The 25,850-nt window shown below is 65.9% G+C and carries 28 protein-coding genes; 16 read left to right on the plus strand and 12 right to left on the minus strand.

The window, feature by feature from the left end:
- Positions 1 to 2 precede the first annotated feature (2 nt).
- Together IM816_RS02170 and rph are read right to left on the minus strand one after the other, a co-directional pair.
- Positions 3 to 512 (minus strand): GNAT family N-acetyltransferase, encoded by a 510-nt coding sequence (locus IM816_RS02170; protein WP_250339607.1) that lies wholly within the window; start codon positions 510 to 512, stop codon positions 3 to 5.
- The gene (gene rph, locus IM816_RS02175; protein ID WP_250339608.1) at positions 509 to 1,240 is read right to left on the minus strand and encodes a ribonuclease PH; all 732 of its coding nucleotides are present in this window, start codon (positions 1,238 to 1,240) and stop codon (positions 509 to 511) included. Before rph ends, IM816_RS02170 begins: the two co-directional genes overlap by 4 nt.
- Positions 1,241 to 1,319: 79 nt before the next feature.
- Between rph and IM816_RS02180 the strand changes: the two genes are divergently transcribed.
- Positions 1,320 to 2,183, plus strand: a complete 864-nt coding sequence (locus tag IM816_RS02180; protein WP_250340679.1) for a YicC/YloC family endoribonuclease — start codon at positions 1,320 to 1,322, stop codon at positions 2,181 to 2,183.
- A gap of 12 nt (positions 2,184 to 2,195) precedes the next feature.
- Positions 2,196 to 3,125 (plus strand): M14 family metallopeptidase, encoded by a 930-nt coding sequence (locus IM816_RS02185; RefSeq protein ID WP_250339609.1) that lies wholly within the window; start codon positions 2,196 to 2,198, stop codon positions 3,123 to 3,125.
- Positions 3,126 to 3,174: 49 nt separating this feature from the next.
- Here IM816_RS02185 and IM816_RS02190 read toward each other — a convergent pair whose 3' ends face one another.
- Together IM816_RS02190 and IM816_RS02195 are read right to left on the minus strand one after the other, a co-directional pair.
- Positions 3,175 to 3,636, minus strand: coding sequence for a carboxymuconolactone decarboxylase family protein (locus IM816_RS02190; protein ID WP_250339610.1), 462 nt, complete (start codon positions 3,634 to 3,636; stop codon positions 3,175 to 3,177).
- A 9-nt stretch (positions 3,637 to 3,645) separates the two neighbouring features.
- On the minus strand, positions 3,646 to 4,062 hold the full coding sequence (locus IM816_RS02195) for a cupin domain-containing protein (RefSeq protein WP_250339611.1): 417 nt from the start codon (positions 4,060 to 4,062) through the stop codon (positions 3,646 to 3,648).
- A 90-nt stretch (positions 4,063 to 4,152) separates the two neighbouring features.
- Between IM816_RS02195 and pdxR the strand changes: the two genes are divergently transcribed.
- The 9 genes from pdxR (at position 4,153) to IM816_RS02240 (ending at position 13,793) form a co-directional block, all read left to right on the plus strand.
- Positions 4,153 to 5,559 (plus strand): MocR-like pyridoxine biosynthesis transcription factor PdxR, encoded by a 1,407-nt coding sequence (gene pdxR / locus IM816_RS02200; protein WP_250339612.1) that lies wholly within the window; start codon positions 4,153 to 4,155, stop codon positions 5,557 to 5,559.
- Between the two features lie 74 nt (positions 5,560 to 5,633).
- Entirely contained in the window at positions 5,634 to 7,826 is a 2,193-nt protein-coding gene (locus IM816_RS02205) for a penicillin acylase family protein (protein WP_250339613.1), read from the plus strand.
- A gap of 100 nt (positions 7,827 to 7,926) precedes the next feature.
- The gene (locus IM816_RS02210) at positions 7,927 to 9,231 is read left to right on the plus strand and encodes an amidohydrolase family protein (protein WP_250339614.1); all 1,305 of its coding nucleotides are present in this window, start codon (positions 7,927 to 7,929) and stop codon (positions 9,229 to 9,231) included.
- 431 nt (positions 9,232 to 9,662) lie between these two features.
- Entirely contained in the window at positions 9,663 to 10,280 is a 618-nt protein-coding gene (gene gmk / locus IM816_RS02215; protein ID WP_250339615.1) for a guanylate kinase, read from the plus strand.
- Positions 10,277 to 11,089, plus strand: coding sequence for an ABC transporter ATP-binding protein (locus IM816_RS02220; protein ID WP_072322498.1), 813 nt, complete (start codon positions 10,277 to 10,279; stop codon positions 11,087 to 11,089). Before gmk ends, IM816_RS02220 begins: the two co-directional genes overlap by 4 nt.
- Entirely contained in the window at positions 11,086 to 11,853 is a 768-nt protein-coding gene (gene mlaE / locus IM816_RS02225; RefSeq protein ID WP_250339616.1) for a lipid asymmetry maintenance ABC transporter permease subunit MlaE, read from the plus strand. Before IM816_RS02220 ends, mlaE begins: the two co-directional genes overlap by 4 nt.
- A gap of 57 nt (positions 11,854 to 11,910) precedes the next feature.
- Positions 11,911 to 12,786, plus strand: coding sequence for an outer membrane lipid asymmetry maintenance protein MlaD (gene mlaD / locus IM816_RS02230; protein ID WP_250339617.1), 876 nt, complete (start codon positions 11,911 to 11,913; stop codon positions 12,784 to 12,786).
- Positions 12,787 to 12,807: 21 nt separating this feature from the next.
- Positions 12,808 to 13,497, plus strand: coding sequence for an MlaC/ttg2D family ABC transporter substrate-binding protein (locus IM816_RS02235; protein ID WP_250339618.1), 690 nt, complete (start codon positions 12,808 to 12,810; stop codon positions 13,495 to 13,497).
- Positions 13,494 to 13,793: an STAS domain-containing protein gene (locus IM816_RS02240; RefSeq protein ID WP_250339619.1), complete on the plus strand. Its 300-nt coding sequence runs from the start codon at positions 13,494 to 13,496 to the stop codon at positions 13,791 to 13,793. Before IM816_RS02235 ends, IM816_RS02240 begins: the two co-directional genes overlap by 4 nt.
- 60 nt (positions 13,794 to 13,853) lie before the next feature.
- On the opposite strand, the gene IM816_RS02245 is transcribed toward IM816_RS02240, so the two are convergent.
- The 3 genes from IM816_RS02245 to IM816_RS02255 all read right to left on the minus strand — a co-directional run bounded on the left by IM816_RS02245 (position 13,854) and on the right by IM816_RS02255 (position 16,699).
- The gene (locus IM816_RS02245) at positions 13,854 to 15,296 is read right to left on the minus strand and encodes a M20/M25/M40 family metallo-hydrolase (RefSeq protein ID WP_250339620.1); all 1,443 of its coding nucleotides are present in this window, start codon (positions 15,294 to 15,296) and stop codon (positions 13,854 to 13,856) included.
- A gap of 233 nt (positions 15,297 to 15,529) precedes the next feature.
- A complete protein-coding gene (gene mscL / locus IM816_RS02250; protein WP_072322503.1) occupies positions 15,530 to 15,940 on the minus strand; it encodes a large-conductance mechanosensitive channel protein MscL in 411 nt (136 codons plus the stop codon).
- Positions 15,941 to 16,012: 72 nt separating this feature from the next.
- Positions 16,013 to 16,699 carry a fumarylacetoacetate hydrolase family protein gene (locus tag IM816_RS02255; protein WP_250339621.1) on the minus strand — a complete coding sequence of 229 codons (687 nt, stop codon included), beginning with the start codon at positions 16,697 to 16,699 and terminating at the stop codon, positions 16,013 to 16,015.
- A gap of 116 nt (positions 16,700 to 16,815) precedes the next feature.
- On the opposite strand from IM816_RS02255, the gene IM816_RS02260 reads away from it, so the two are divergent.
- From IM816_RS02260 to IM816_RS02275, 4 genes are read left to right on the plus strand one after another with little or no spacing between them, the layout of a single operon-like run.
- Positions 16,816 to 18,072, plus strand: coding sequence for an efflux RND transporter periplasmic adaptor subunit (locus IM816_RS02260; protein WP_250339622.1), 1,257 nt, complete (start codon positions 16,816 to 16,818; stop codon positions 18,070 to 18,072).
- Positions 18,073 to 18,091: 19 nt separating this feature from the next.
- The gene (locus IM816_RS02265; RefSeq protein WP_072322506.1) at positions 18,092 to 18,778 is read left to right on the plus strand and encodes an ABC transporter ATP-binding protein; all 687 of its coding nucleotides are present in this window, start codon (positions 18,092 to 18,094) and stop codon (positions 18,776 to 18,778) included.
- Positions 18,779 to 18,794: 16 nt separating this feature from the next.
- Positions 18,795 to 19,961: an ABC transporter permease gene (locus IM816_RS02270; protein ID WP_250339623.1), complete on the plus strand. Its 1,167-nt coding sequence runs from the start codon at positions 18,795 to 18,797 to the stop codon at positions 19,959 to 19,961.
- Positions 19,962 to 19,974: 13 nt separating this feature from the next.
- Positions 19,975 to 21,297 (plus strand): ABC transporter permease, encoded by a 1,323-nt coding sequence (locus IM816_RS02275; protein ID WP_250339624.1) that lies wholly within the window; start codon positions 19,975 to 19,977, stop codon positions 21,295 to 21,297.
- Between the two features lie 26 nt (positions 21,298 to 21,323).
- On the opposite strand, the gene IM816_RS02280 is transcribed toward IM816_RS02275, so the two are convergent.
- Entirely contained in the window at positions 21,324 to 22,220 is an 897-nt protein-coding gene (locus IM816_RS02280; protein WP_250339625.1) for an AraC family transcriptional regulator, read from the minus strand.
- Positions 22,221 to 22,379: 159 nt separating this feature from the next.
- Between IM816_RS02280 and IM816_RS02285 the strand changes: the two genes are divergently transcribed.
- The gene (locus IM816_RS02285; RefSeq protein ID WP_250339626.1) at positions 22,380 to 23,150 is read left to right on the plus strand and encodes an SDR family NAD(P)-dependent oxidoreductase; all 771 of its coding nucleotides are present in this window, start codon (positions 22,380 to 22,382) and stop codon (positions 23,148 to 23,150) included.
- Positions 23,151 to 23,170: 20 nt separating this feature from the next.
- Here the strand turns inward: IM816_RS02285 and IM816_RS02290 are convergent, their stop codons facing one another.
- The 4 genes from IM816_RS02290 to IM816_RS02305 all read right to left on the minus strand — a co-directional run bounded on the left by IM816_RS02290 (position 23,171) and on the right by IM816_RS02305 (position 25,810).
- The gene (locus IM816_RS02290) at positions 23,171 to 23,440 is read right to left on the minus strand and encodes a hypothetical protein (protein ID WP_250339627.1); all 270 of its coding nucleotides are present in this window, start codon (positions 23,438 to 23,440) and stop codon (positions 23,171 to 23,173) included.
- Positions 23,441 to 23,576: 136 nt separating this feature from the next.
- The gene (gene yedA, locus IM816_RS02295) at positions 23,577 to 24,488 is read right to left on the minus strand and encodes a drug/metabolite exporter YedA (protein ID WP_250339628.1); all 912 of its coding nucleotides are present in this window, start codon (positions 24,486 to 24,488) and stop codon (positions 23,577 to 23,579) included.
- A gap of 93 nt (positions 24,489 to 24,581) precedes the next feature.
- Positions 24,582 to 25,460, minus strand: coding sequence for a methylated-DNA--[protein]-cysteine S-methyltransferase (locus tag IM816_RS02300; RefSeq protein ID WP_250339629.1), 879 nt, complete (start codon positions 25,458 to 25,460; stop codon positions 24,582 to 24,584).
- 71 nt (positions 25,461 to 25,531) lie between these two features.
- Positions 25,532 to 25,810 carry a hypothetical protein gene (locus IM816_RS02305; protein ID WP_250339630.1) on the minus strand — a complete coding sequence of 93 codons (279 nt, stop codon included), beginning with the start codon at positions 25,808 to 25,810 and terminating at the stop codon, positions 25,532 to 25,534.
- Between the last annotated feature and the right edge of the window lie 40 nt (positions 25,811 to 25,850).

Here is a 25,850-nt window from a genome sequence, read left to right on the forward strand (position 1 = left end):
GGTTACAGCCCCACCGCGAACTCGGGCGCGTAAGTCACGCGCCCCTGATAACCCGCGAGACCGTCGATGGTCAGCGACAACACCTGGAAGGCGTTGCCACCTTCGAACGCGTCATGCAGACCATGCGCGGAGGCCTTCGCGAAACCGAAGCCTGCGTAGTACGCAGGCGAGCCGAGCACGAAGATGGCTCGCGCGTCGCGCACGAAGCAGGCGCCAATGCCTTCCTCGATGAGTTCACGGCCGATGCCCTGGCGCTGGTGTTCCGGCAGGACCGCGATCGGGGCGAGCCCCAGTGCCTTGCCATCGTCGCCTTGTTCGACCGTGACCGGCGAGAACAGCACGTGCCCCAACACGCCGTCGTTCTCGTCGACCGCCACGAGCGAGATCGCATCGCGACCGGCTTCCACGAGTCGGCGCACGAGGTCGCCCTCGTTGTTCCGGCCGAAGGCGGCGCGGTGTACGGCGACGATGGCGTCCAGGTCGTCGCGCGTGGCCGGACGGATGTCGCTCACGGCGCAATCTCCAGCGCGGCGCGCTGTGCCTCGACCAGTTCGCCGATGCCCTTGGCTGCGAGGTCGAGCAGTGCGTTCATTTCGTCGCGGCGGAAGGCGTGGCCCTCGGCCGTGCCTTGCACTTCGATGAAGCCGCCGCCGTCGTTCATCACGACGTTCATGTCCGTGTCGCAGTTGGAGTCTTCGGCGTAGTCGAGATCGAGTACGGGCACACCGTTATAGATGCCGACCGAGACCGCGGCGATGGCGCCGATGATCGGATTGCGCTTGATCGCCTGGCGCTTGGTGAGCGTCGCCACGGCATCCACGAGCGCCACATAGGCGCCGGTGATGGCCGCGGTGCGCGTGCCGCCGTCGGCCTGGATCACGTCGCAGTCCAGGGTGATGACGCGCTCGCCCAGCGCGGCACGATCCACGCAGGCACGCAGCGAGCGGCCGATGAGACGCTGGATTTCCATGGTGCGACCACCCTGGCCGCCGCGCGCGGCTTCGCGCTGCGTGCGATCGGTGGTGGCGCGGGGCAGCATGCCGTACTCGGCGGTGACCCAGCCCTCGCCCTTGCCGCGCAGCCACGGCGGCACGCGTTCCTCGACGGAGGCGGTGCAGAGCACCTTGGTATCGCCGAAGGACACCAGGACGGAGCCTTCTGCATGGCGGGTGTAGTGGCGTTCGATGCTGACGGCGCGCAACTGGTCGGCAGCGCGGCCGCTCGGGCGGGAGAAGGTCATGAGGGGCCTGATTTGGGCGCGGACGGTGGGTCAGTTTACCATTGCGCCCTTTCCCGACGCGCGTGACGTGAGGCAACCGATGATCCGCAGCATGACCGCCTACGCTTCCGCCGAGCGGGCAGCACCTTTCGGCACGCTGACCTGCGAACTGCGCACGGTCAATCACCGCTATCTGGAAATCAGCCCCCGCCTTCCCGATGAACTGCGCAGCTTCGAGAGCGCCCTGCGCGAGCGCATTGCCACACGGCTGTCACGCGGCAAGGTGGACATCACCGTGCGGCTGCGCGCCGAGGCCGGTTCGGGCGAGGGGTTGCGGGTGAACGGCGCGGTGTTGTCGCGCCTCTCCGAGCTGGCGCTGGACATGGAGCAGCGCTTTCCGCGCATGAGCATCCAGTTCACCGAACTGCTGCGCTTCCCCGGCGTGCTCCAGCAGGCGGAGACCGATGCCGACGCCATGCAGGCCGCCTTGCTCGACGTGCTCGATCAAGCCCTCACGGCGCTCGGCGACACGCGCGCCCGCGAAGGCGCCAAGCTGGGGGAGATGCTGAGCGAGCGCCTCGACGGCATCGAACGCATCGTCGCCGATGTCCGCAGCTGGATGCCCGAGATCCGCACGGCCCTGCGCGCCCGCCTCGAAACGCGCCTCGCGGACATCCGCCAGCCCGCCGACCCGGGTCGCCTCGAACAGGAACTCGTCCTGCAGATCACCCGCATGGACGTGGACGAAGAACTCGACCGCCTCAGCACCCACATCACCGAAGCCCGCCGCGTGTTGGCGCTCAAGGAACCCATCGGCCGCCGACTCGACTTCCTCATGCAGGAATTCAACCGCGAGGCCAACACCCTGGGTTCGAAATCCGTGGACTCACGCAGCACCAACGCCGCCGTCGAACTCAAGGTCCTGATCGAGCAGATGCGCGAGCAGGTGCAGAACATCGAATAACGGAGCTTCCCCATGCAGACCACCACCGCGCAGGCGGCCTATCCCATCGGTACGCCCGGCAAGCCCTGGGACGAGGCGGAAATCGCTGCCTGGCGCGCGCGGCAGGTGAAGCAGCGCGATTACGCACAGGACGTGCTGTCCGCCATCAATGCTTTGCGCGATACGTTCGATGTGACGAGCTACGGTGCGCTGGACTACGCGGCTGAGCATTACCCGTTGTTTGCGGTGCGCACGCGTTCTTGGGATGACGCGTTGCCGACCATGTTGGTGACGGGTGGCGTGCATGGCTACGAGACCAGTGGCGTGCATGGCGCGTTGCAGTTCCTGCGCGAGCATGGCGGTGACTATCAGGGTCGCGCCAACCTGCTGGTGGTGCCGTGCGTGAGTCCCTGGGCGTACGAGCGCATCCACCGTTGGAACCCGGATGCGATCGATCCCAACCGGAATTTTCGCGAGGGTAGTGCGTCGGGCGAAGCGGCGGCGCTGGTGGCGCTGCTCGCGCCGCTGCGCGGTCGCGTCCTTATGCACATCGATCTGCACGAGACCACCGACACGGACGAGTCCGAGTTTCGTCCCGCCCTTGCGGCGCGCGATGGCAAGGTCTACGAACCGGGCGAGGTGCCCGACGGTTTCTATCTCGTCGACGACACCGAAAACCTGCAGCCTGCGTTTCAGCAGGCCGTGATCGAGGCCGTCGCCAAGGTGACGCATATCGCGCCGCCGGATGCCAAGGGCGAGATCATCGGTTCGGCGCAGATCGCGCCGGGTGTGATTGCCTATTCGCTGCGTCAACTCGGTCTTTGTGCCGGCATCACGCAGGCGCGCTACACGACCACGACCGAGGTCTATCCGGATAGCCCGCGCGCCACGCCGCAGCAGTGCAACGATGCGCAGGTGGCTGCCGTGCGTGCCGCGATCGATTACGCGCTGGCGCACGGCTGACGCATCGCCCTGGGTTCCGTGTGCCCAGGGCGGCATCGGACGCTCCCGATCAGGCGTTCGCTTCGCGCACCGCCTGGGGCGTGTTGCGGAACGCGATGGCGAGGCGGTTGTACATGTTCATGAGGCCGATGGCGATGGTGAGGTCCACCAGTTCCTTTTCGCTGAAGACCGCCGACGCTGCGTCGTAAGCGGCATCGGGGACATTCGTCTGCGCGACCTGGGTCACCGTTTCCGCCCAGGCCAGTGCCGCCTTTTCTCGCTCGGTGAACAGCGGACCGCCTTCCTGCCAGGCCTGCACCAGCGCGATCTTTTCGATACGCACGCCGCGCTTGACGAGGTCGCGCGTATGCATGTCGAGGCAGTAGGCGCAGCCGTTGATCTGGCTGGTTCGTAGATAGACCAGATCGACCAACTCGGCTTCGAGCCCGGATTGCATGACATGGCCGTAGACGCCGCCGAGCGCCTTGACGCCGGCGGGGGAAACCTTCGTGTAATCGAGACGGGGGGACATGGTGGGTACCTATGCGTCGGGGGTGGTGAGGTGGGTGTCGTCGCTGTCGACGACGAAGACGGCGAGCAGCTTCGCGGGCTGGGTGGCGCTGGCGTTGCGGCTGACGCGGTGGTGGGCGCCGGGTTCTTCGTGGAACGATTCGCCGGCCTTGTAGATACGTTCGGGTCCGTCGTCGACCTGGCTGGCGATCTCGCCGGACACGACATAGGCGTAGATGAAGGCCGACTTGGCATGCGTGTGCGGCGTCGAGGCGGCACCCGGGGCGTAGGTGACTTCGACCGCGATGAGCGACTTGCCGGGGACGTTGGGAAGCGCCTGTGAGAAATTCGGTTTGACCGTTTCGCCTGGCGCGTGAGCGGAGGCGATCTCGGCAGAGGCGGCCGTGCCGAGGGCCAGCAGGAGGGCGAGGGAACGCGCGATCTTCATGGGTGGCTCCTTGGGAATGCCCGCATCTTCCGCCGTCCTCGGTCCAGCTAAAAGAACCGGAAATCAATTTTTTGGCTGTACCATGACGCCATGACTTCCCTGCTGGATCTCAAGCTCGATCGTTCGGCAAAGATCTCCCTTGCCGAGCAGATACGTCTTGGCGTTCTCGCCGCCATCGGCAGCGGCGCGCTTGCGCCGGGCGCGCGCCTGCCGTCGTGGCTGGCGCTGGCAGCGCAACTCGGCGTGGCGCGAGGAACGGTGAAAGCAGCCTACGAGCGGCTCGCGGACGACCAGATGATCGTCTCGTCCTCGCCAGGAGGCACACGTGTGGCCGCCCGCCCTCCGCTGACCGGTCCTTCCGCACGCGACGGGAAAAGCGACACCGCGCCAGAGGCATTCAGGCATCTGCTCACCGCGCCGGCCATGTTTCAGATGGGCGTGCCGGCATCCGATTGCTTTCCGACGACGCTGTTCGCGCGATTGCGCGCGCACGCGGCGCGCATGGAAGTCGCCGCGCCGGCGACGTATCCCGACCCGCGCGGCGAAGCCGCCTTGAAGCGCGAGATCGCAGCCCATCTCGCCCTCGCCCGCGGTCTCGAATGTCGTCCGTCCCAGGTGTTCATCACGGCGGGTTTCACCGGGGCGCTGGCCCTGGTCGTGCGCGTGCTCGGCGTGGAAGGCCGCAGTGCCTGGATGGAAAACCCCGGCTTCTTCCAGAGCCGTCGCGCGCTCGAACTCGCCGGCTTGGCTCCGGTGCCGGTGCCCGTGGACGCCGAGGGCATGGACGTCGCGCACGCGATCGCGCAGGCACCCGACGCGGCGCTGGCACTGGTCACCCCGGGGCAACAGGCGCCGCTGGGCGCGACCTTGTCGCTGGAGCGGCGCATCGCACTCATTGAATGGGCCGCGCGCACGAACGCGTGGATCGTCGAGGACGATTACCTGGGTGAGTTGCAGCTACGGCGACGCGCGGCACCCGCGCTGGCGGCGCGCGACAGGCACGGCCGGGTCATCCACATCGGATCCTTCAGCAAGACGCTGAGTCCGACGCTGCGCCTCGGCTTCATCGTGGCACCGCCGGCCCTGGTGGATCGCTTCAACGACATGGTGATGTGCCTGGGTTCCTCGCCTGGCCCCGCCGTGCAGCACGCGGTGGCGCGTTTCATGCGCGAAGGCCATTACATGCGCCATCTGCGTCGCATGAAGCGCATCTACGCCGCGCGAGGCGAAGCGCTGCGGGCCGCGTGGGAAGCGAGGGGCTATGACGTGCAGCTCGGCGGTCTGGCGGCGATTCTCCGGCTCCCTGATCACACGCCCGACGCGGCGATCGCCGAAGAAGCGCGACGCCATGGCATCGCGCCGGAGCCGCTCTCGCGCTGGTTCGCGGAGGGCACCCCAGCCGCGCGCGGGCTGTTGCTCGGCGTCGCGACCGCGGACGAGGCTCAGCTTGCCGAGGCCTGCGAGCGTCTGCACGCGTTGATCCGACGCGCCATGTGAATCCTTCGCCACTTGACCCGCCACGCATGAAGCGGGCTAGCATCGCGTTCGACTCTCAGGGGGGTGGTATCGCGATGACGTCTCGCCGACCGATGTTGTTCGCTGCATGTCTTCTTGCCATTGCCCTGGCGCCATCCGCGAGGGCGAGCGACCCCGATGCGCAGCGCTGGAAACGAGAGGCTGCCGCCGTCACCATCGTGCGCGACGACTGGGGCATCGCCCACGTGCGTGGCAAGCGTGACGCCGACGCGGTGTTCGGCATGGCGTATGCGCAGGCCGAGGACGATTTCAATCGCATCGAGACGAACTACCTCACGTCGCTGGGGCGCCTGGCGGAAGCGGAAGGGGAGTCAGCGCTGTGGCAAGACCTGCGGCAAAGGCTCTTCATCGATCCCGCGATCCTGAAAGCCGACTACGCGCGCAGCCCGTCGTGGCTCAAGGCGCTGATGGATGCGTGGGCCGACGGTCTGAACGCCTATCTCGCGGCGCATCCCGAAGTGCATCCGCGGGTCATCACGCACTTCGAGCCGTGGATGGCGTTGAGCTTCAGCGAAGGCAGTATCGGCGGTGACATCGAGCGCGTGTCGACCAAGGATCTGCAGGCGTTCTATGGCAACGATCCTGCCGGTGCGCTGGCGCAGTTCGTGCCGCCGTCGAGCTGGGCCGAGCCCAGTGGGTCGAACGGCATCGCCATTGCGCCGAAACTGACGGCCAACGGGCACGCGCTGCTGCTGATCAATCCGCACACCTCGTTCTTCTTCCGCTCAGAACTGCAGATGTCGAGCGACGAAGGGCTGGATGCCTATGGTGCCGTGACCTGGGGTCAATTCTTCATCTACCAGGGCTTCAACAAGCACATCGGCTGGATGCATACGTCCACAGGGGCGGACGTCGTCGACGAATTTGCAGAAACCATCCAGCGCAAGGGCGGCAAACTGTTCTATCGCTACGGCGATGCGTTGCGACCGGTGACGACGCGAGAGATTTCTCTCGCCGTTCGCCAGGCGGACGGATCGCGGGTCGAACGCCGCTTCACGGTCTACGCCACACATCATGGTCCGGTGGTTCGCAACGAAGGCGGCAAGTGGATCGCCGTGGCGCTGATGAACACGCCGCTGCCAGCGCTGCAACAGAGCTGGCTGCGTACGAAAGCAAACGATCTTGCGGCGTACATGAAAGTCGCCGAATTCAAGGCCAACTCGTCGAACAATACGATCTACGCCGACGACAAGGGCAACATCGCGTATCTGCATCCGCAGTTCATTCCCAAGAGGAATGATCGTTTCGACTATACGAAACCCGTGGACGGCGGCGATCCCGCGACCGACTGGCAAGGTCTGTTACCGCTGGACAAGGCGCCGCATCTGCTCAATCCGCCGACGGGATGGATCTTCAACACGAACGACTGGCCGTATTCGGCGGCGGGACCGGACAGCCCGAAACAGGCGGATTACCCGCGTTACATGGATACCGTGGGGGAAAATCCGCGCGGCCTGCATGCCACGCGGGTGCTTACGGGGCGTCGCGATTTCACGCTCGCGTCGCTCATCGATGCCGCATTCGATCCGTATCTTCCTGCGTTCGCGCGCCAACTGCCGATCCTCATCGCGGATTACGACGCGCTGCCAGCGAGCGATTCGCGAAAGCGTCGCCTCGCCGGCCCCATCGCGCTGCTTCGAGGGTGGGACTACCGCTGGGGTATCACCTCGATGCCGACTTCGCTGGCCGTGTTCTGGGGCGACATCCTCTGGGATAAGGCCAGCAAGCTCGACACGGCGGAAGGGCTCTCGATCTACGACGTGATGGCGGAGAAGGCCGGCCCGACCGCGCGTCTCGACGCGCTGGCCGAAGCCGCCGATCGCCTAGAGCAGGACTTCGGCAGTTGGGGCGTGCCATGGGGCGAGGTGAATCGTTTCCAGCGCGTGGACGGCGCCATCAAGCAAGCGTTCGACGACGCGAAGCCCAGCATCCCGGTGCCCTTTACCTCGTCACGCTGGGGCTCTTTGGCGTCGTTCGGCGCGCACCGCTGGCCAGGCACGAAACGCTACTACGGCACGAGCGGCAACAGCTTCGTAGCGGTGGTGGAGTTCGGTGACAAGGTGCATGCGCGCGCCATCACCGCCGGTGGCGAAAGCGGTGATCCCGCCTCGAAGCACTTCAACGACGAAGCCGAGCGCTATACCACCGGTAATCTGCGCGAGGTGTACTTCTGGCCCGAGGAGTTGAAGGGGCACGTGGAGCGCAGCTATCACCCGGACGTGCCGTGACGTTGTCCGCGGGGGCGATCGAAGCCGTCACTCGGCCTGCGTGTTGAATTCGCGTGGCCCTTGCGGTCATATGGCGCTTTCCGCCCAGGGGAGCTTCGCCGTGACTCGACGTGCCATGCGCTGGGCTGTGCTCGCCTTGCTTCTCGTGTCCTTGCATAGTCTCGCCGCCGTCGCGCCGCAGGCAAGCGCGCCGGTACTGCTCAAGCCCGACCGTGTCTTCGATGCGCGCGATGAGCACACGCACGAAGGATGGGTGGTGCTCGTGCGAGGCGACAAGATCGCCGACGTGGGGCCTGCGTCGAGCGTGTCCGTTCCCGCCGATGCACAGACGATCGCGTTGCCCGGCACGACTTTGCTGCCCGGTCTCATCGACGCGCATTCGCATATTTTTTTGCATCCGTACAATGAGACGCCTTGGAACGACCAGGTGTTGAAGGAGACGCTCGCGTTCCGCACCGTGGAAGCGGTGAAGCATGCGCGCGACACGCTGATGAGCGGCTTCACCGCGCTGCGCGATCTTGGCACCGAAGGCGCCGGCTACGCCGACGTGGACGTGCAGCGTGCGATCGACCAGGGCGTGATCCCGGGGCCGCATCTCTTTGTCGCCACACGCGCCACCATTGCCGCGCATTGCTATGGGCCGGGGCCACTGGGATTTCGCGAGGATCTCGATCTGCCGCAGGGCGGCATCCCCGTCAGCGGTACCGCGCAGATGATCGACGCCGTGCGCGACCAGGCGGCGCATGGCGCGGACTGGATCAAGATCTACGCCGATTACCACTGCGGCAAGAGCAAGGGTTCGGTGCCGACCTTCACCGAGGAGGAGCTGAAAGCGGGCGTCGACATGGCGCATTCGCTCGGTCTGCCGGTGGCCGTGCATTCGAGTACGGCGGAAGGCATGCGCCGCTCCGTGCTCGCTGGCGTCGACACGATTGAGCACGGCTACGGCGGTACGCCCGAGGTCTTTGCGCTGATGAAGAAGCACGGTGTCGCCTACATGCCCACGCTGGAGGCGAGTGCCGCGTATGCCGAATATTTCGGTGGCTGGAAGCCTGGTCAACCGCCCACCGAGGCGATTCAGAAGTCTGCGCAGGCGTTCAAGCGCGCGCTCGATGCGGGTGTGACGATCGGCAACGGCAGCGACGTGGGCGTGTTCGCCCATGGCAGCAACTACAAGGAACTGGAGTGGATGGTGCGTGACGGCATGCGCCCCGCCCAAGCCCTGCTCGCCGCCACCGCGGTGGACGCGAAGGTGCTCCGTCAGCAGGACCGCATCGGCCAGCTCCGCCCCGGCCTCGATGCCGACATCATCGCCGTGCCGGGCAACCCGACCGAGGACATCGGCACGCTTGCTCGCGTGAGCTTCGTCATGAAAGGTGGCGTGGTCTACAAGCGGCCGGAGTAGCGGCCGCACGGCCTTAGTCGACCCTAGGTATGAGCCACCCCATAGGTGGCAGCAAGCCTGCTGGCGAAATCAGGGCACCGGTGGGAGCCAGCCTGCTGGCGAAAAGCCAACGAAGCGGCGTGGCCATGAGGCAAGCACCCATCACCGGCAAGCACCCATCGCCAGCAGGCTGGCTCCCACTGGCGAGCTCGCATTGCCCAGGCATGCGAATGGTCTGGGGCCTCTTGCCGGTCTCGGGCTGTCGCCGATATATCCGCGCGGCAGCCAGGAACGGCACCCTCCTACAGCGTGCCTCGGTACCGCGAAAGGTGGCCGACGGCTGAAAACCGTTACAATCCCCTTTTGCACAACAGGATACGTGCCGATGCCGACCCGTTCGGCGCCCGGTGCCACTGGAAGCGAGCCATGAACCCTCACGCAGAGACCCGCGGATGATCGAAGGCACCCTGTTCGTGGTGGCCGCACCGTCCGGCGCCGGCAAGTCCACGCTGGTCAACGCCCTGCTGGAATGCGAGCCGGATATCTCGCTCTCGATCTCACACACCACGCGACCGCCACGCGTGGGCGAGCAGTACGGCCGGCACTATTTCTTCGTGGAACGTCCCGACTTCGAGCGGGAAATTGCGGATGGCATCTTCCTCGAGCACGCCGAGGTCCACGGCAACCTGTACGGCACCTCCCGCACCGTGGTCGAGGGCAAGCTGGCCGAGGGGCGCGATGTGCTCCTGGAGATCGACTGGCAGGGCGCGCGCCAGGTGCGCAAGGGCAAGCCCGATTGCGTCAGCGTGTTCATCCTGCCGCCTTCGCGCGTGGAACTGGAGCGCCGCCTGCGTGGCCGCGGTTCCGACGCACCGGAAGTGATCGAGCGCCGCCTGTTCAATTCGCGCGAGGAAATCGCCCACGCGCATGAGTTCGACTACATCATCGTCAACGACCGGTTCGAGGACGCGTTGAGCGACCTCCGGTCGATCGTCCGCGCGGTACGCCAGCGGGCGCCGCTCGCGGCCCGTCGCCACGAATCGCTGATCGAGGAGTTGCTTGCACCATGACCGACGACGCCATCGTCCGCGTGCGCGGACTGACCACGGTCCTCAACGGCAAGACCATCTTCGACAACCTCGACATGGACATCCCGCGCGGCAAGATCACCGCGATCATGGGCCCCAGCGGCACCGGCAAGACCACGCTGCTGAAGCACATCACCGGGCAGATGCGCGGCGATGCCGGCAGCATCGAGGTCGACGGCGAGAACGTGCCCGCGCTGTCGCGCGAGCGCCTTTTCGTGCTGCGCGAACGGATCGGTTACCTGTTCCAGAATTCCGCGCTGCTTACCGATTTCGACGTGTTCGAGAACGTGGCCTTCCCGCTACGCCAGCACACCCGGCTGCCCGAAGAGCTCATTCGCAATATCGTGCTGAACAAGCTGCAGGCCGTAGGCCTGCGCGGTGCGGCGCGACTGATGGCCACCGAGCTGTCGGGTGGCATGGCGCGACGCGTGGCGTTGGCCCGGGCGATCGTGTTCGATCCGGCGCTCATTCTTTACGACGAACCGTTCGTCGGGCTCGACCCCATTGCACTGAATCAGGTGCTGCTGCTGATCCGCACCTTGAACGAGACACTGGGCATCACCAGCGTGCTCGTCGCTCACGAGCTGGCGGCCGTGCAAAAGGTGGCCGACCACGTCTACCTGATCGCCAATGGCAAGGTCGTGGCGCAGGGCGATCCGGCCACGCTCGCCAGCGACGGCTCACCTTGGACGGCGCAATTCTTCGGTGGCGAGGCCGACGGTCCCGTTCCGTTCCAGTACCCCGCTGGCGATTACGCCAGCGCGCTCGGTTTTTCCGGAGGCAAGGCATGAGCACCAGGAACGACAACGTCGTCGTTCGCAGCCTGGCGCAGATCGGCGCATGCGGAATCTTTCTGCTCACGATCCTCGCCGCGATTCCGCGGAGCCTGCGCTACGGCCGCGAGACGCTACGGCAGATATGGTTCGTCGGTGCGATGAGCCTCACCATCGTGATGACCTGCGGCCTGTTCGTCGGCATGGTGCTCGGGTTGCAGTTGTACGACGTGCTGTCGATCTTCGGCGGCACGTCCGCCACTGGCACGGTCGTCGCGATTGCGATCTATCGCGAACTGGGGCCCGTGGTCACCGCACTGCTTTTCGCCGGCCGCGCCGGCACTTCGGTCACGGCAGAGATCGGCCTGATGCGTGCGACGGATCAGCTCGACGCCATGGAAATGATGGCCGTCGATCCGATCGCCTACGTTGCCGCGCCGCGTTTTCTTGCGGGTGTCATTGCCCTTCCGTTGCTTGGAGTCGTGTTCTGCGCCATGGGCGTGTTCGGCGGCCATCTGGTCGGCGTGACCTGGCTTGGCATCGACAACGGCACCTTCTGGTCGAACATGACCGCCTCGGTCGACGTCCACAAGGACATCGTCAACGGCGTGCTGCTCAAGTCCTTCGCCTTCGGCATCGTGGTCTCGTTGATCGCGGTGTTCCAGGGCTATACCACGCCGCCCACCAGCGAAGGCGTCGCGTATGCGACGACGCGCACGGTGGTGGCCTCCTCCATCGCCATCCTGGCGCTGGACTTCGTCCTCACCTCGTTCCTGATCTGAGGAGCCCGAGACCGCCATGACTCTTCTTTCCCCCATCGCCCATTCGAGGATCGTGCCGTGACCCAGAGACGCTCCTACGCCGTCGGCACCGGCCTGTTCATCGTGCTCGGTTTCGCTGCCCTGGCGTACCTCGCCACCCAGACCACCTCGGTCGCCAACACGACACAGGGGTCCACCTACGAGGTGGAAACGCATTTCGCGAACGTCGGCCAGTTGAAGACGCGCGCCCCGGTGAAGGTCGCCGGTGTCCGCATCGGTTCGGTCCAGGCGATCGACCTCGTGCCCGGCAAGGAAGAGGCCAAGGTCACTCTTGCCATCGACGATCGGCACAAGGACATTCCGGACGACTCCGTCGCCACGATCTATACCAGTGGCCTGCTGGGCGACCAGTACGTGGGCATCCAGTTCGGCCGCTCGAAGACCCCGGTGAAAGAAGGCGGAGAGATCGGCCTGACCCGCCCGGCCCAGCAGTTGGAAGAAATGCTCGGCAAGTTCTTCGGTGGCGGCAGCGCCCCGGACCGCCTGGGCGGCACCTTTCACGTGACGGCCGACTTCACCAACATCGGCGGCCTGCAGCCTGGCGCGGCGGTGAAGATGGCCGGCGTGCCGATCGGCAGCGTCGAGTCCGTGCTCATCAAGCCGGGCAGTTCCCAAGCTACGGTCACCCTTGCGATCGACAAGCGCTACTCCCAGATACCGGATGACTCGTCCGCTGCCGTATTCACAAGCGGTTTGATCGGTAGCCAGTATGTTGCGGTCCAGCCCGGCGGGTCGCCGGAATACCTGGCGGACGGCGACAGCTTCGTGCTGACGCAATCCGCGCTGCAACTGGAAGACCTGATCGGCAAGTTCCTGGTGAACGGTTCGCCGAGCGACAACAAGTCCGGTGGTGCCCAGGGCGCTACCCAACCCGACAACGCCGGCAAGAAGTAAGCCGGTCCTGGAGACATGAGCATGTTGCGTCAGCTTTCACTCGCCATCGCCTTTGCCGTGACCGCCGCGGTGGCCATCCCCGCGGTTGCGCAGGACGCCGCTGCACCGGCCGCGGCCGCCAACACGCAGGGTCCGCAGCAGATCGTCACCACGATTTCCGACGATCTCGCCAAGGCCATCGAAGGCCATCAGGCCGAACTGAAGAACGACAAGGAAAAACTGATCGCCGTTATCGACGACGTTTTCCTCCCGCACTTCGACATCGATTACGCCTCGATCCTGGTGCTCGGCCAGAACGCAAACAACGCCTCGCCGCAGCAGCGCGAGCGCTTCGCCAAGGCGTTCTACAACTCGATCACCCATCGCTATGCGGAAGGCCTGCTCAACTACACGCGCGGCCGCGTCAAGGTGCTGCCGTTCACCGGCGACCTCAACAACAAGCGCACCGTGGTGCGTACGCAGGTCATGCTCGACGACGGCAAGTCGGTGTCGGTCGACTATGCGTTCCGCAAGTCGAAGAGCGGCGACTGGAAGGCCTACGACGTGATCATCGAAGGCATCTCGTACATCACCAATTATCGCAACCAGGTGGATGCCGAGATCAAGAAGGAAGGCCTGGACAAGCTCACGGCCGACCTGGAGCAGAAGGGCTCCGCCGCCATCGACGACATGGCCAAGGACACGAAAAAGCCGGGCGGCGCGAACCAGTGAGTGCGGCTTCGTTCCAGTTGAGTCACCCGACGCCGGAGACCCTCGCGGTCTCCGGCGCGCTTACGTTTGCCACCGCCGGGGATGCCCTGAGCGCGGCACGTACCGAACTGGATAGCCATCGTGATGTGGCGCGGCTCGATCTGTCCGGACTGGGTCCGGTCGACAGTGCCGGGCTGGCTACCGTGCTCGCTCTGCTGGCGCACGTGCGCAGCCAGGGACGGGCGCTCGCGGTGACTCAGCCTCCCGCGGGCCTGTTGGCGCTTGCCCGCGTGTCGGGCGTCGAAGCGCTGCTCTAACGCTCCCGCGCCTGCGGGCGCGGCATGCGCGGCGACATCCCTGTCGCCCCTTCTTCCCTATCAGTCGTGCGCGCCGTCTTTCGCGAAGGCGCCGGGCGCCGAGCCGAAGTCACCCTTGGCCTGTGCCGCCATGTACGCGAAGGCCGCATAGACCGCTACGTTCTGCGCCAAGGCCTTCGGGTCGATCTTGTCGAGCGTGTCGTTCGCGGTGTGGTGGTAGTCGAAGTAGTCGGTGCCATCCTGAGTCAGTGAAAGCGCTGCCATGCCCTTGGCATGCATCTGCGACAGATCGGAGCCACCGCCGCCCGGCTTCGTCGCGTCATAGGTCACACCGATCGGCGCCACGACCTTCGCGATCTGCTCGATGGCGCCGCGCGCTTCCGGCTTGACGCTGGCGGTCATGCGCCAGATGCGACCCGCGCCGAAGTCCGATTCGGTCCCGAGTTGGAACTTCGCGACGTCCTTCGCATGGGCTTCGGCATAAGCGCGGCCGCCCCACAGACCCATTTCCTCGTTGGCGAAGGCGATGACACGAATGGTGCGGTCCGGTCGCTGCGGCATGTCCTTGATGAGCTTGGCCGCGGCGGCGGCAATCGCGACGCCCGCGCCGTCATCGATGGCGCCGGTGCCGAGATCCCACGAATCGAGGTGTCCGCCGATGGCGACGACCTGCTCGGGGTACTTACGGCCGGTGACCTCGGCGATGACGTTGGCGCCTTCGTAGGTGCCGGCAAAACCCACGTCGAGATCGAGCTTCAACGTGACCGGCTTGCCTTCTTTCAGCACGCGCTCCAACTGGTCGGCATCCGGCAGTGACAGCGCGGCGGCCGGGATCGCGTCCTTGGGATCTTCGAAACCCGTGACGCCGGTATGCGGCGTGCGGCTGTGCGCGTCGGTGCCGGCGGAACGCAGCAGGAAGGCGGCGGCGCCCATCTTGGCGGCCAGTACGGGGCCGCGGGTGCGGGTCGCGGAACCCATGCCGTAGTCGTGGCCGTCTTTTTGCGGCTGCATGTGCGTGCTGACGTAGACGATCTTGCCCTTGATGGTCGCGGGATCGGCCTTCTTGAAGGCTTCGAGATCGTCGAAGCCCACCACCTCAGCCGTCAGGCCGCCTTTCGGCGTACCAGCGGAATAACCGAGTGCCGTGAGCGCCAGCGGCTGGGGGAAGGGCGCGACGATTTCAGCGTGCTCGCTGCGACGCTGCCACAACGGATAGCTCACCTTCTCGGTGTAGACCTTGTCGAAGCCCATCGCCTTGAATTTCGCCACGGTCCAGGCCACGCCGCGCGCATCGGCGGCGCTGCCGGCCACGCGCGGGCCGACCTCGGTCGTCAGGCCAGTGACGAACTCGTAACCGGTGTTGTCGTTCATCGCGCGATCGCGCAGCTCGGTGGCTGCGGTGACGGCCTGCGCCGGAATGCTCGTCGCCTTGTCGGCGGCGTGGGCGGAGAAGGCAAGCGCAAGACACGCGGCAAGCGCGTGGAGACGGAACGAATGACGCATGGTGACCCCCGGGGACGGAAAGGTCGATTATTGCGCCGGGGTGACAACGGCAGATAGGCTGGAAGTCATGGTTCACCTGCGGGCTTCGCTCTTGTAGGAGCCGCTACAGCGGCGAGGGAATATGCCTCACCGCTTCATCGCTTCATCGCTTCACCGCCTTACCGCTTCGTAGGCTTCTCGCCGCCATGGCGGCTCCCAAAGTTGCGAATGGCGGCCCTGCTGTGGGTGCCAGCTCAGGGCGTGTGGTTCTGCTGCTTGAGCAGGTCGCGGATTTCGGTGAGGAGCGCTACGTCGGCCGGTGGTGCAGCGGGCGCCGCTTCCTGGCGACGGGTCAGCCGGTTGATCGCCTTGACGACAAGGAAGATCGCGAACGCGATGATGACGAACTGGATCAGCACGTTGATGAAGACGCCGTACTGCACGGCGACTTCTGCCGTCTTGGTGGCTGGATCGCCGGGCTTGAGCACCCACTTCCACTGCGAGAAGTCGATGCCGCCGATCAGCCACCCCAGCGGCGGCATGATGATGTTGTCCACGAGCGAGGTCACGATCTTGCCGAACGCGGCACCGATCACGACACCGACCGCGAGATCGACCACGTTGCCACGCAGCGCGAATTTCTTGAATTCATCGATGAAGCTCATGGGTGCGTCTCTCCTTCTGGCATGGCATCGAATGGTGGAAGCTAGCGTGCCCCTTGTGGGCACTGCGCGAAATCAGACCACGCGGCCTTCGAGCGTGGCGATGCCTTCGAGCGTGGCCCGGAAGCGGTCGCCGCGCGAGAGCGCCGCGACGCCTGCCGGCGTGCCGGTGTAGACGATATCACCCGCCTTGAGTTCGAACAGGCGCGACAGCGCGCTCAGTATCTCCGGCACGTCGAGCACCATATCCGCCAGCGTCGCCTGCTGGCGCAGCTCGCCGTTGATGTCGAGCGCGATGCGGGTAGCTGCGGTGGGCACGGCCTCGCTGGCCGGCACCAAGGCGGAGATTGGGGCGGAGTGGTCGAAGCCCTTCGCGACGTCCCACGGAGCACCCTTGGCCTTGGCCTGCGCCTGCAGATCGCGGCGGGTGAGATCCAGGCCCACGCCGTAACCCCAGACGAGGGCGGCGGCCTGTTCCACGGAGAGATCCGAGCCGCCTGCCCCCAAGGCCACCACCATCTCCACCTCGTGGTGCAGATCGTTGGTGGCGGACGGATAGGGAACGTCGGCGCCGTCGGTGACGATGGCGTCCGCCGGCTTGGTGAAAAACATCGGATTCGCCTTATCCACCGAGGCGCCCATTTCGCGGGCATGGTCGGCGTAATTTCGGCCAATGCAGAAGATGCGGCGGACCGGGAAACGCTCGGTGCGCCCGGTGACGGGTATGCTCGGCTGAGCCGGCGTGGGGATGACGGTTTTCATCGGGCAAGCGTAGCAGGTGACACCTGTCACGGCAGATGACTGATGGGCGGAAGTGGTGCAGGGTCCGCGCCAGTCGCATGATCGGATTGCGATGTCGTCATGGGGAACAAGGAACGATGAATTCGAATGCGGAACTGCTGCGGCAGTTGAAGATCGACAAGTCGCACAAGGAAGGGCAAGACGGGGGAAGGGGTTCAGGCGGTCGCACCGTGCTCGTGGCGGCCGCCGTGGTCGTGGCCGTTGTGCTCGCGGGTGCCGCCGGCTGGTTCTTTCTCACGCATCGCTCGGTGGAAGTGCGCACGGCGACGGCCGTAGCGCCCAGCGCCGGCAGTGAGGCAGGCGCCGTGCTGCAGGCCACCGGGTACGTCACGGCCCGTCGCCAGGCGACCGTCTCGGCACAAATCACCGGCACGCTGGTCGAGGTGCTGATCGAGGAAGGCGACCGGGTGAAGAAGGGCCAAGTGCTCGCCCGCCTGGAAGACAACGCCCTGCGCGCCAGCCTCGATTCGGCGCGCGCCAATGCCGCGGCGGCGCATGCCAGCGTCGCCCAGACGCAGGCGCAGCTCACTCAAGCGCTCCGCGATGCGGACCGCCAGGAAGCCCTGGTCGGTCGTGGCCTCGTCTCGCGCCAACTCGCCGAACAGACCCGCACCCAGGCGACGACCTATCGCGCCCAGCTCAACACGGCGCGCCGCCAGGCCGATGCCGCCGATGCGCAGGTGGGTGTCGGGCAGGTGAACCTCGACTACACCGTGGTGCGCGCACCGTTCGACGGCGTCATCACCGACAAGGCCGCGCAGGTCGGCGAGATCGTGTCGCCGCTCTCTGCCGGCGGCGGTTTCACCCGCACGGGTGTCGGCACCATCGTCGACATGGATTCGCTGGAAATCGACGTGGACGTCAACGAGGCCTATATCGGCCGCGTGCAGCCGGACATGCCGGCCGAGGCCGTGCTGGACGCCTACCCGGACTGGCGCATTCCGGCCCATGTGATCGCCATCGTTCCGGCCGCCGACCGCGGCAAGGCCACGGTGAAGGTTCGCGTCGCACTTGAACAGAAGGACGCACGCATCGTTCCCGACATGGGGGTGCGCGTGTCCTTCCTGGATCGTCGCGCCCCAGTGCAGGCCGATGCGCCCAAGGGCGTGCTCGTGCCTGCGGCAGCGATCGTGCGTCGGCAGGACCGCGATGTCGTCTACCTCGTCGCGGAGGGCAAGGCCGTGCGTCATGACGTACGCGCGGCGCCCACGTCGAGCGGCGACGTGCGTCTGGTGAGCGAAGGCCTCGCGGCCGGCGACACCGTCATCGTCTCGCCACCGGCCGACCTCGCCGATGGCGCGGCCGTTCGTACCGACACCACCACTTCGCCCTGACACGCACGGAGACATAGCGATGGCCACCCTGATCGACATCCAGGATCTTTCCAAGGTCTACGAGCGCGGCCGGCAGAAGGTCGAAGTGCTGCACGGCGTGAACCTCAAGATCGAGGAAGGCGACTTCCTCGCACTCATGGGGCCTTCCGGCTCCGGCAAGACCACGCTGCTGAACCTCATCGGTGGGTTGGACACACCGACCGGTGGCAGCATCACGGTCGCCGGCGATCGCATCGATCGCCTGAGTTCTGGCGCGCTGGCGAAGTGGCGTGCGGCGCACGTCGGCTTCGTGTTCCAGTTCTACAACCTGATGCCGATGCTCAGTGCGCAGCGCAACGTGGAGCTGCCGCTGCTGCTGACCAAACTCTCGGGCGCGCAGCGCCGGAAGAACGCGTCCATTGCGCTGCAACTCGTCGGGTTGGCAGACCGCGCCTCGCATAAGCCGTCCGAACTTTCCGGCGGCCAGCAGCAGCGCGTGGCGATCGCGCGCGCGATCGTGTCCGATCCCACGCTGCTGGTGTGCGACGAACCGACGGGCGACCTCGATCGCCAATCCGCAGAAGACATTCTTGGTCTGCTGCGGGAACTGAATCGAGAGCACGGCAAGACGATCGTCATGGTGACCCACGATCCGAAGGCCGCCGAGTACGCCAACCATACGCTGCACCTCGACAAGGGCACCCTCGTCGATCAAGCCGTGGCCTGACCCGGAGGATGTCGGCATGAAATACCTGCATCTCGTCTGGGCGGCCCTTTTCCGGCGCAAGGCACGCACGTTCTTTACGCTGGTCTCCATCCTCGCCGCGTTTCTTCTGTTCGGCATGCTCGATGCCACACGCGCAGCGTTCTCGTCAGGCGGCAGCGTGATCGGCGTGGATCGGCTCATCACCACGTCGCGTTATTCGATCATCCAGTCGCTGCCGGCAAGCCTTGCCACGCGCATGCAAGCTGTTCCCGGCGTGAAGTCGGTGGGGTACGCCAACTGGTTTGGCGGCATCTACCAAGACCCGAAGAACTTCGTGCTCAGCTTCGCAGTAAGCGACAACTATCTCGACATCTACCACGAGATCGTTCTGCCGCCCGAGCAGCGCAAGGCCTTCGAAGCCACGCGCACGGGTGCGATCGTCGGTGAGGCGCTGGCGAAGCGTTTCGGCTGGAAGGTGGGCGACAAGATCCCGCTGCAGTCGACTATCTTTCCTCAGCGCAATGGCGACAAGACCTGGCCATTCGATCTGGTGGGCATCTACACGCCGGCCAAGGGCGCAGCGAACGGCACCGATCAGCAGTTCTTCTTCCACCACAAGTATTTCGAGGATGCCAACGCCTTCCAGTCGGTCGGCACGACGGTGGGTTGGTATGTCGTGAAGCTGACCTCGCCCGACAAGGCAGACGCCGTGGCGAAGGCTATCGATGCGCTCTCCGCCAACTCGGACCACGAGACGAAGACGCAGACCGAACAGGCGTTCAATGCGTCGTTCGCGAAGCAGCTTGGCGACATCGGGCTCATCGTCTCCGCGATCATGGGTGCCGTGTTCTTCACACTGATCCTGCTGACCGGCAACACCATGGCGCAGGCCGTGCGTGAACGTACCAACGAACTGGCGGTACTGAAGACGATCGGCTTCTCCAGCGGAAGCGTGCTGGGCATGGTGCTCGCCGAGGGAATGCTCCTGTTGCTTCTCGGTGGCGTCATTGGCCTCGCGCTGGCCGGCGTGCTCGTGCCGATCGTCGCCAAGGGCAGCGGCGGCATGCTCAACCTGCCGCCTATCGGTACGCAGACGTGGGTGCTCGGCATCGTGCTGATGCTGGTCATCGGTGCACTCGTCGGCGCGCTGCCCGCCATCCGCGCCATGCGCCTGAATATCGTCGACGCGCTCGCCGGTCGTTGAGAGGAGACAAACCATGCATTTCCTGAAGAGATTCGGCAGCGCCCTCCTCACCTTGCTGGTGCTGGCGGTATTCCTCGCGATCTGGGTCATGCTGCCCTGGCCCGGCGTCGTCGCACTGGCCGTGGCGTTGGTGCTCTGGATGGTGGCGACGCGTCGAGGCCGACAGACCTGGCAGGTGACCCGGGTGGGGCTTTCCACCGTAACGCAACGGCTGGGTTCGTCGTCCGTGGTCGTTGTCGGTATCGCAGGCGTGGTGGGTGTGCTCGTGGCGATGCTCGCCATGAGCGAAGGCTTTGCCGACACCTTGCGCGCCACCGGCAACGATCGCACCGCCATCGTCCTGCGCGGCGGTTCGCAGGCCGAACTCAATTCCATTCTCGATCGCGACAGCGCCAACGTGGTGATGCAGGCGCCGGGCGTGAAGAAGGATGCGCAGGGACGGCCCATCGCATCCGGCGAACTCGTCGTGGTGGCGAACCTGCCGCGCAAAGGCGACCCGCAAAGCGACTCGAACGTGCCGATCCGCGGCGTCAGCGAAGACGTGTGGAAACTGCGCGATCAGGTGAAGATCGTGGAGGGTCGCACGTTCCATCCCGGCTTGCGCGAACTGATCGTCGGCAAGGGCGCGCAGGCGCAGTTCGAGGGTCTGGATGTCGGCAAGAGCATCCGCCTCGCCGGTCAGACCTGGACCGTCGTCGGCATTTTCGAATCGCACGATGCGCTCGAATCGGAATTGTGGGGCGATACGCAGAGCGTCGCCTCGGCTTACCGTCGCGGCAGCAGCGTGCAATCGGTGACCGTGCTGCTCGATTCCCCCACGGCGTTCGACGCCTTCAAGGCGAACCTCGCTGCCGATCCTCGCCTCAAGGTGGACGTAAGCACCACACGCGAGTACTTCGGTAAGCAATCCGAAGGGTTGACCAAGGTCTTGCGTGCGGTCGGCATCACCGTGGGCATCATCATGGCGATCGGCGCCATCTTCGGTGCGCTGAATACGATGTTTGCGGCGATCCAGGCACGTGCTCGCGAGATCGCCACGCTGCGTGCGATCGGCTTCCGCGGCGTGCCGGTCGTGGTGTCGGTGATGCTGGAAACGATGTTGCTGGCGTTGCTCGGTGGAGTGATCGGCGCAGGCATCGTGTGGATCGTCTTCAACGGTTACAGCGCATCGACACTCGGCGCGAATTTCAGCCAGGTGGTGTTCCGCTTCCACGTCAGCGGCGGATTGCTCTGGACCGGTATCAAGTGGGCGCTCGCCATCGGCTTCATCGGCGGATTGTTCCCCGCGTTGCGCGCGGCACGCGTGCCGGTCACCACGGCGTTGCGCGAGTTGTAATCGACGTCGCCCCGGGCGGTGGCGGTCTAGCCGGATGGACCGTCGCCGCTCCGGATCGCCACGGCGTCCTTCCGCGGAGGTGCACCGAACATGCGTGTGTACTCGCGACTGAACTGGGACGGGCTTTCGTAACCCACGCGATAGGCGGCGGTCTCGGCATTGGCTTGTCCGGCTACCAGCAGATGCCGTGCTTCCAGCAAGCGCAGTTGTTTCTGGTACTGCAAGGGCGTCATCGACGTCAGTGCCTTGAAGTGCCGATGAAATGCCGACGGACTGAGCTGGGCCATGCTCGCCAGTTCGTCGATGCGCATCGGTTCCGCGAAGTGGGCACGCAAGGTCTGCACGGCACCGAGCACGCGTCGCGTGCCCGGGTCGCTCAGCGTCACCTTTGCCACGTCGGCGCCGTGCGGCCCCGTCAACAGCCAGTAGGCGATCTCGCGTTTGATCAACGGCGCGACATGAGGAATCGCGTCCGGCGTGTCTAGCAACCGGACCATGCGTAGCACGCAGTCCGAAAGGGGGCCATCGTAGTGCGTGACGAAGACCCCGCGGGCCACGCCCGGCGAGGGGCGGACGGGAGTCGGCAGCGCCTCGACCACCTCGCCCAGCATCTTCGAGTCGAGCCCGATGGCGATCCCCAGGAACGGCTCGTCGGGACTGGCTTGTACAACACGGCTGAAGGCCGGCATCTCGACGCTGACCACCAGCGCCTGCCCCGGACCGTACTCATAGCGGCGCCCACCGAACGTGCTCCACTTGGCGCCCTGCGCCACCACGCACAGCGACGGACGGAACAGTACCTGCGAATGGTGCGGCAGGTCGGCGCGCATGATCACCACGTCGTCGATCGCGGTGAACCACGGCGAGTCGCCACCGCGGCTATCGGTGTAACGCTTGATGGCGTCGAGCAGCGAGCGCGACATGGGCGTGTCCGGAAGATCGGTCGATGGGTTGCATCCTATCCCGGTTGCCGTGCGCTGCCGCGATGCGCGCCAGGATCAGGCAAGAAAGCGCATGGTTCCGGCATTCGCCCTTGTGGCAGCGAAGCCTAATCTCCCGTCATCATCCAACGGGAGTGCGTCATGCAGGGTTCCGAATCGAAAGGCCGCATCGCCGTGGTCACTGGCGGCAGCCGCGGGCTGGGGCGCAATACGGTGCAGCATCTGGCTCGCCGCGGCGTGTCCAGCGTGTTCACCTATCACTCCAACGAGGCCGACGCCAAGGCTGTCGCGGAGATGGTCGCTGCGGAAGGCGCTTCTGCCGTGGCCCTCCAACTCGACACGGGCGATACCGCGGCGTTCCCCGAATTCACGCAGCGCTTGCGGGAAGCCTTGCGGCAACTGGGTGCCGAAGGCTTCGACTACCTCGTACACAACGCAGGCACCTCGCACCACACGCCGATCGAAGACACCACGGAGGCGCAGGTGGATGCGCTGTATCAGGTGCATTTCAAGGGCGTGTTCTTCCTGACTCAGGCGCTACTTCCGCTGCTGCGCGATGGCGGTCGCATCGTGACGGTGTCGAGTGGGCTGACGCGCGTGGCCATGCCGGGCAGCGCCCCCTACGCCGCGATGAAGGGTGCCGTGGAGGTGCTCACGCGTTATCTGGCGAAGGAACTCGGGCCACGGCGCATCACGGCCAACTGCGTCGCGCCGGGCGCGATCGAAACGGATTTCAGTGGCGGCATGGTGCGGGACAATCCCGACGTGAATCGGAGGGTGGCCGAGTTCACCGCGCTCGGTCGCGCCGGTGTGCCGGACGATATCGGCCCCATGATTGCGTCGCTTCTTTCGGACGATAACCGCTGGGTCAATGGTCAGCGCATCGAGGCTTCGGGCGGCATGTTGCTGTAGCAGGGTGGTTCGTTTGCGGGTCACTCGCGCCAGGTGCGAGTCGCGTCGTCCGGAACGTCGACGCGACTCACGCAGCGGTGCATGTCCGCGGACCACGCTCCGCCGCTGTCCAGGCAGGCGTCCACATCGGCCAGTTCCAGCGCGAGACCGCGCGGATCAGGTGCTTTCGGATGGAAGTGCTGGCACGAAGCGAGGGACGCAATGGCGATGCCAAACACCGTGGTCAGGCGTGCAGCCCACCAGTGATGGCGATGCGAAGGGTGGACAGGTGCGGATCGAACTCTTGCCATGCGCCGCTCCGGAAGACGAAGCAGGCCAGCCTAGGTAGTCCGACACGATGCGGACATCGAATAATTCTGAAAAGCGGGCAGGGCATCCCGGCGTGGGACGTGCGTCACAATCGCAGCGGGGCGCGTAGGGCGCCGCTCAGGCCTTGCGCACCCGCATCATCGTGATGATGCCGACGCCCACCAGGATGATCGCCATGCCGGTCAAATCGAAGACGCCGACGTGTTCTCCGGCGAGCGCGACACCGAACAGCACGGCGACGGGCGGATTCACGTAGGCATAGCTGGTGGCGAGCGCCGGTCGCACCGTTTTCAGCACGTAGAGGTAGGCACTGAACGCGATGATCGAGCCGAACACCACCAGATAGGCGAGAGCGGCCGTCGCGCCGACCTGCGGATGCGACGGAAAGCGCTCGCCCGTCAGCAGCGCAATGATCGCGAGCGACACCGAGGCGCAGAGCATTTGCGCAGCGGTGTTCATCGGGCCCTTCGGCATATCCTGGCGCTTCGACCACACCGAGCCGAAGGCCCAGCACATCGCGGCACAGATCAGCGCGATGGCGCCCAGCGGCGAACCGGACAAGCCGGCGCCAAGGTTCAGCACGACCACGCCGACGAAGCCGAGCAGAAGTCCGGCGGTTTCCCCGCGCGTGGGCCATTCCCTGTACATGCCGCCGAACAGCGCGGCGAACAGCGGCATGCTCGCCACGGCGACCGCGGCGATGCCGGAACTGACCGATTGCTCGGCGAAACAGACCAGCCCATTGCCGCCCGCGAGCAGCAGCGTGCCGACGATCGCCGCGTTCTTCCACTGGCGCGCGGTCGGGAGCGCGGCACCGCGCAGGCGCAGCACGGCAAACAGCAGCACCCCGGCGATCGCGAAGCGGATCGCGGCGAGCAGGAAGGGTGGGTAGCTCACCAGCGCATAGCGGATCGCAAGGTACGTGGAACCCCAGATCACGTAGAGCGCAAACAGCGACAACGGCACCATCCAGCGCGGGTCGGCGACCATCGAAGCAGCGGTCGGGCGGGTAACGGTGGCGTCTGACATAAGGATCCGGATGCGTCGGCACCGAGGGGGAATCGGCGCGAAGGCCGCAAGATATCGCTGGCGTGCGCAGGGCGCCAGCGAAACATTCAACGGTCAGGCTTGAGTCGCTTTCATGGCTCGCTCGGTGGCGAGCAACTGCTGCTTGATGTCCACGCCCCAGCGCCAGCCGCCGAGGCTGCCGTCTTCGCGAATGATCCGATGACACGGCACGAGCAGCGCCAGCCGATTGCTGCCGCAGGCGCGGCCGATGGCCCGTGCGGCGCCGGGCACGCCGAGGATGGAGGCCAGTTCGCCGTAGCTCAGGGTTTCGCCGCGTGGGATGCGCGTCAGCGCGTCCCATACGCGCCATTGGAAGGCGGTCGCAGCGACGTCGAGTGGCGGCATGGCCGGTGCCTCGCCGTTGCTCCAGCCCAGGTCGCTTGCCACGCGCGCGATCACCGCGTCGAGCCACTCCTCGCGGCCCGCGTCGACACGCTCGCGTTCGGCGAGCGGGAATTCCGCGGCCAGCCGGGCTTCCAATGCCGCATCGTCTTCGCCGAGCGTGACCGAGCAGATGCCCTTGGCCGTCGTCGCGACCAACAACTGGCCGAGCGGGGTATGCGTGGTGGTGTAGCGGATCGAAGCGCCCGCTCCGCCAGCGCGGTAGCTGGCCGGCGTCATGCCCAGGCGGCGATCGCTTTCCTCGTAAACCCGGCTGCCGGAACCGAAGCCGGCCTCATAGACCGCGTCGGTGACCGCCGCACCGTCGCGCAGCGCTGTGCGCAACTGGCCGAATCGGCGGGCGCGGGCGTATTCCGCCGGGCTGACGCCGTAGCGACGACGAAACGCGCGCTGCAGGTGTGTGGGGCTGAGCCCGGCGATGGCGGCGAGGCTGGCGAGGTCGGTGGCGCCGTCATCGCGCTCCAGCGCGGCGCGGACGCGTTCGAGCGGATCGGTTGTGGCGGGGCGCATGGCAAGAGCCTGGTTGGGCATGGTGGCCTCCTTCGTCAGGAAGCCAGCTTAGGCGGGGCGTCGCCCGGCCTCTATCCGCTTCTTGCGGCGCCTCAGCGGTGGGCCGGCTGCCGCTGATGGATCACCACGAATTCGCCTTCGAGCACGTTCGGATCTTGGGCAGGCGTGGGGCGTGCCGAGCCCTCGACGGGGCCGCGCGTGATCTTCCACTGGCGCACCGCCAGGAAGACCAGGCCGCCAACGAATAGCACACCGAGCACGACCACACCGAACACCAGCAGCATGGCGACCGCAGCAAGACCCAGCACCAACGAGAGGGCGCGGACGAGCGGGTTACGAGAGCGGCGGATGGGCGGGAAGACGAAGCGCATTGGTTAAAAATCCGTATGGCACAATGACATGCGTGCGAGC

Source organism: Luteibacter flocculans (assembly GCF_023612255.1).
Lineage (GTDB): Bacteria > Pseudomonadota > Gammaproteobacteria > Xanthomonadales > Rhodanobacteraceae > Luteibacter > Luteibacter flocculans.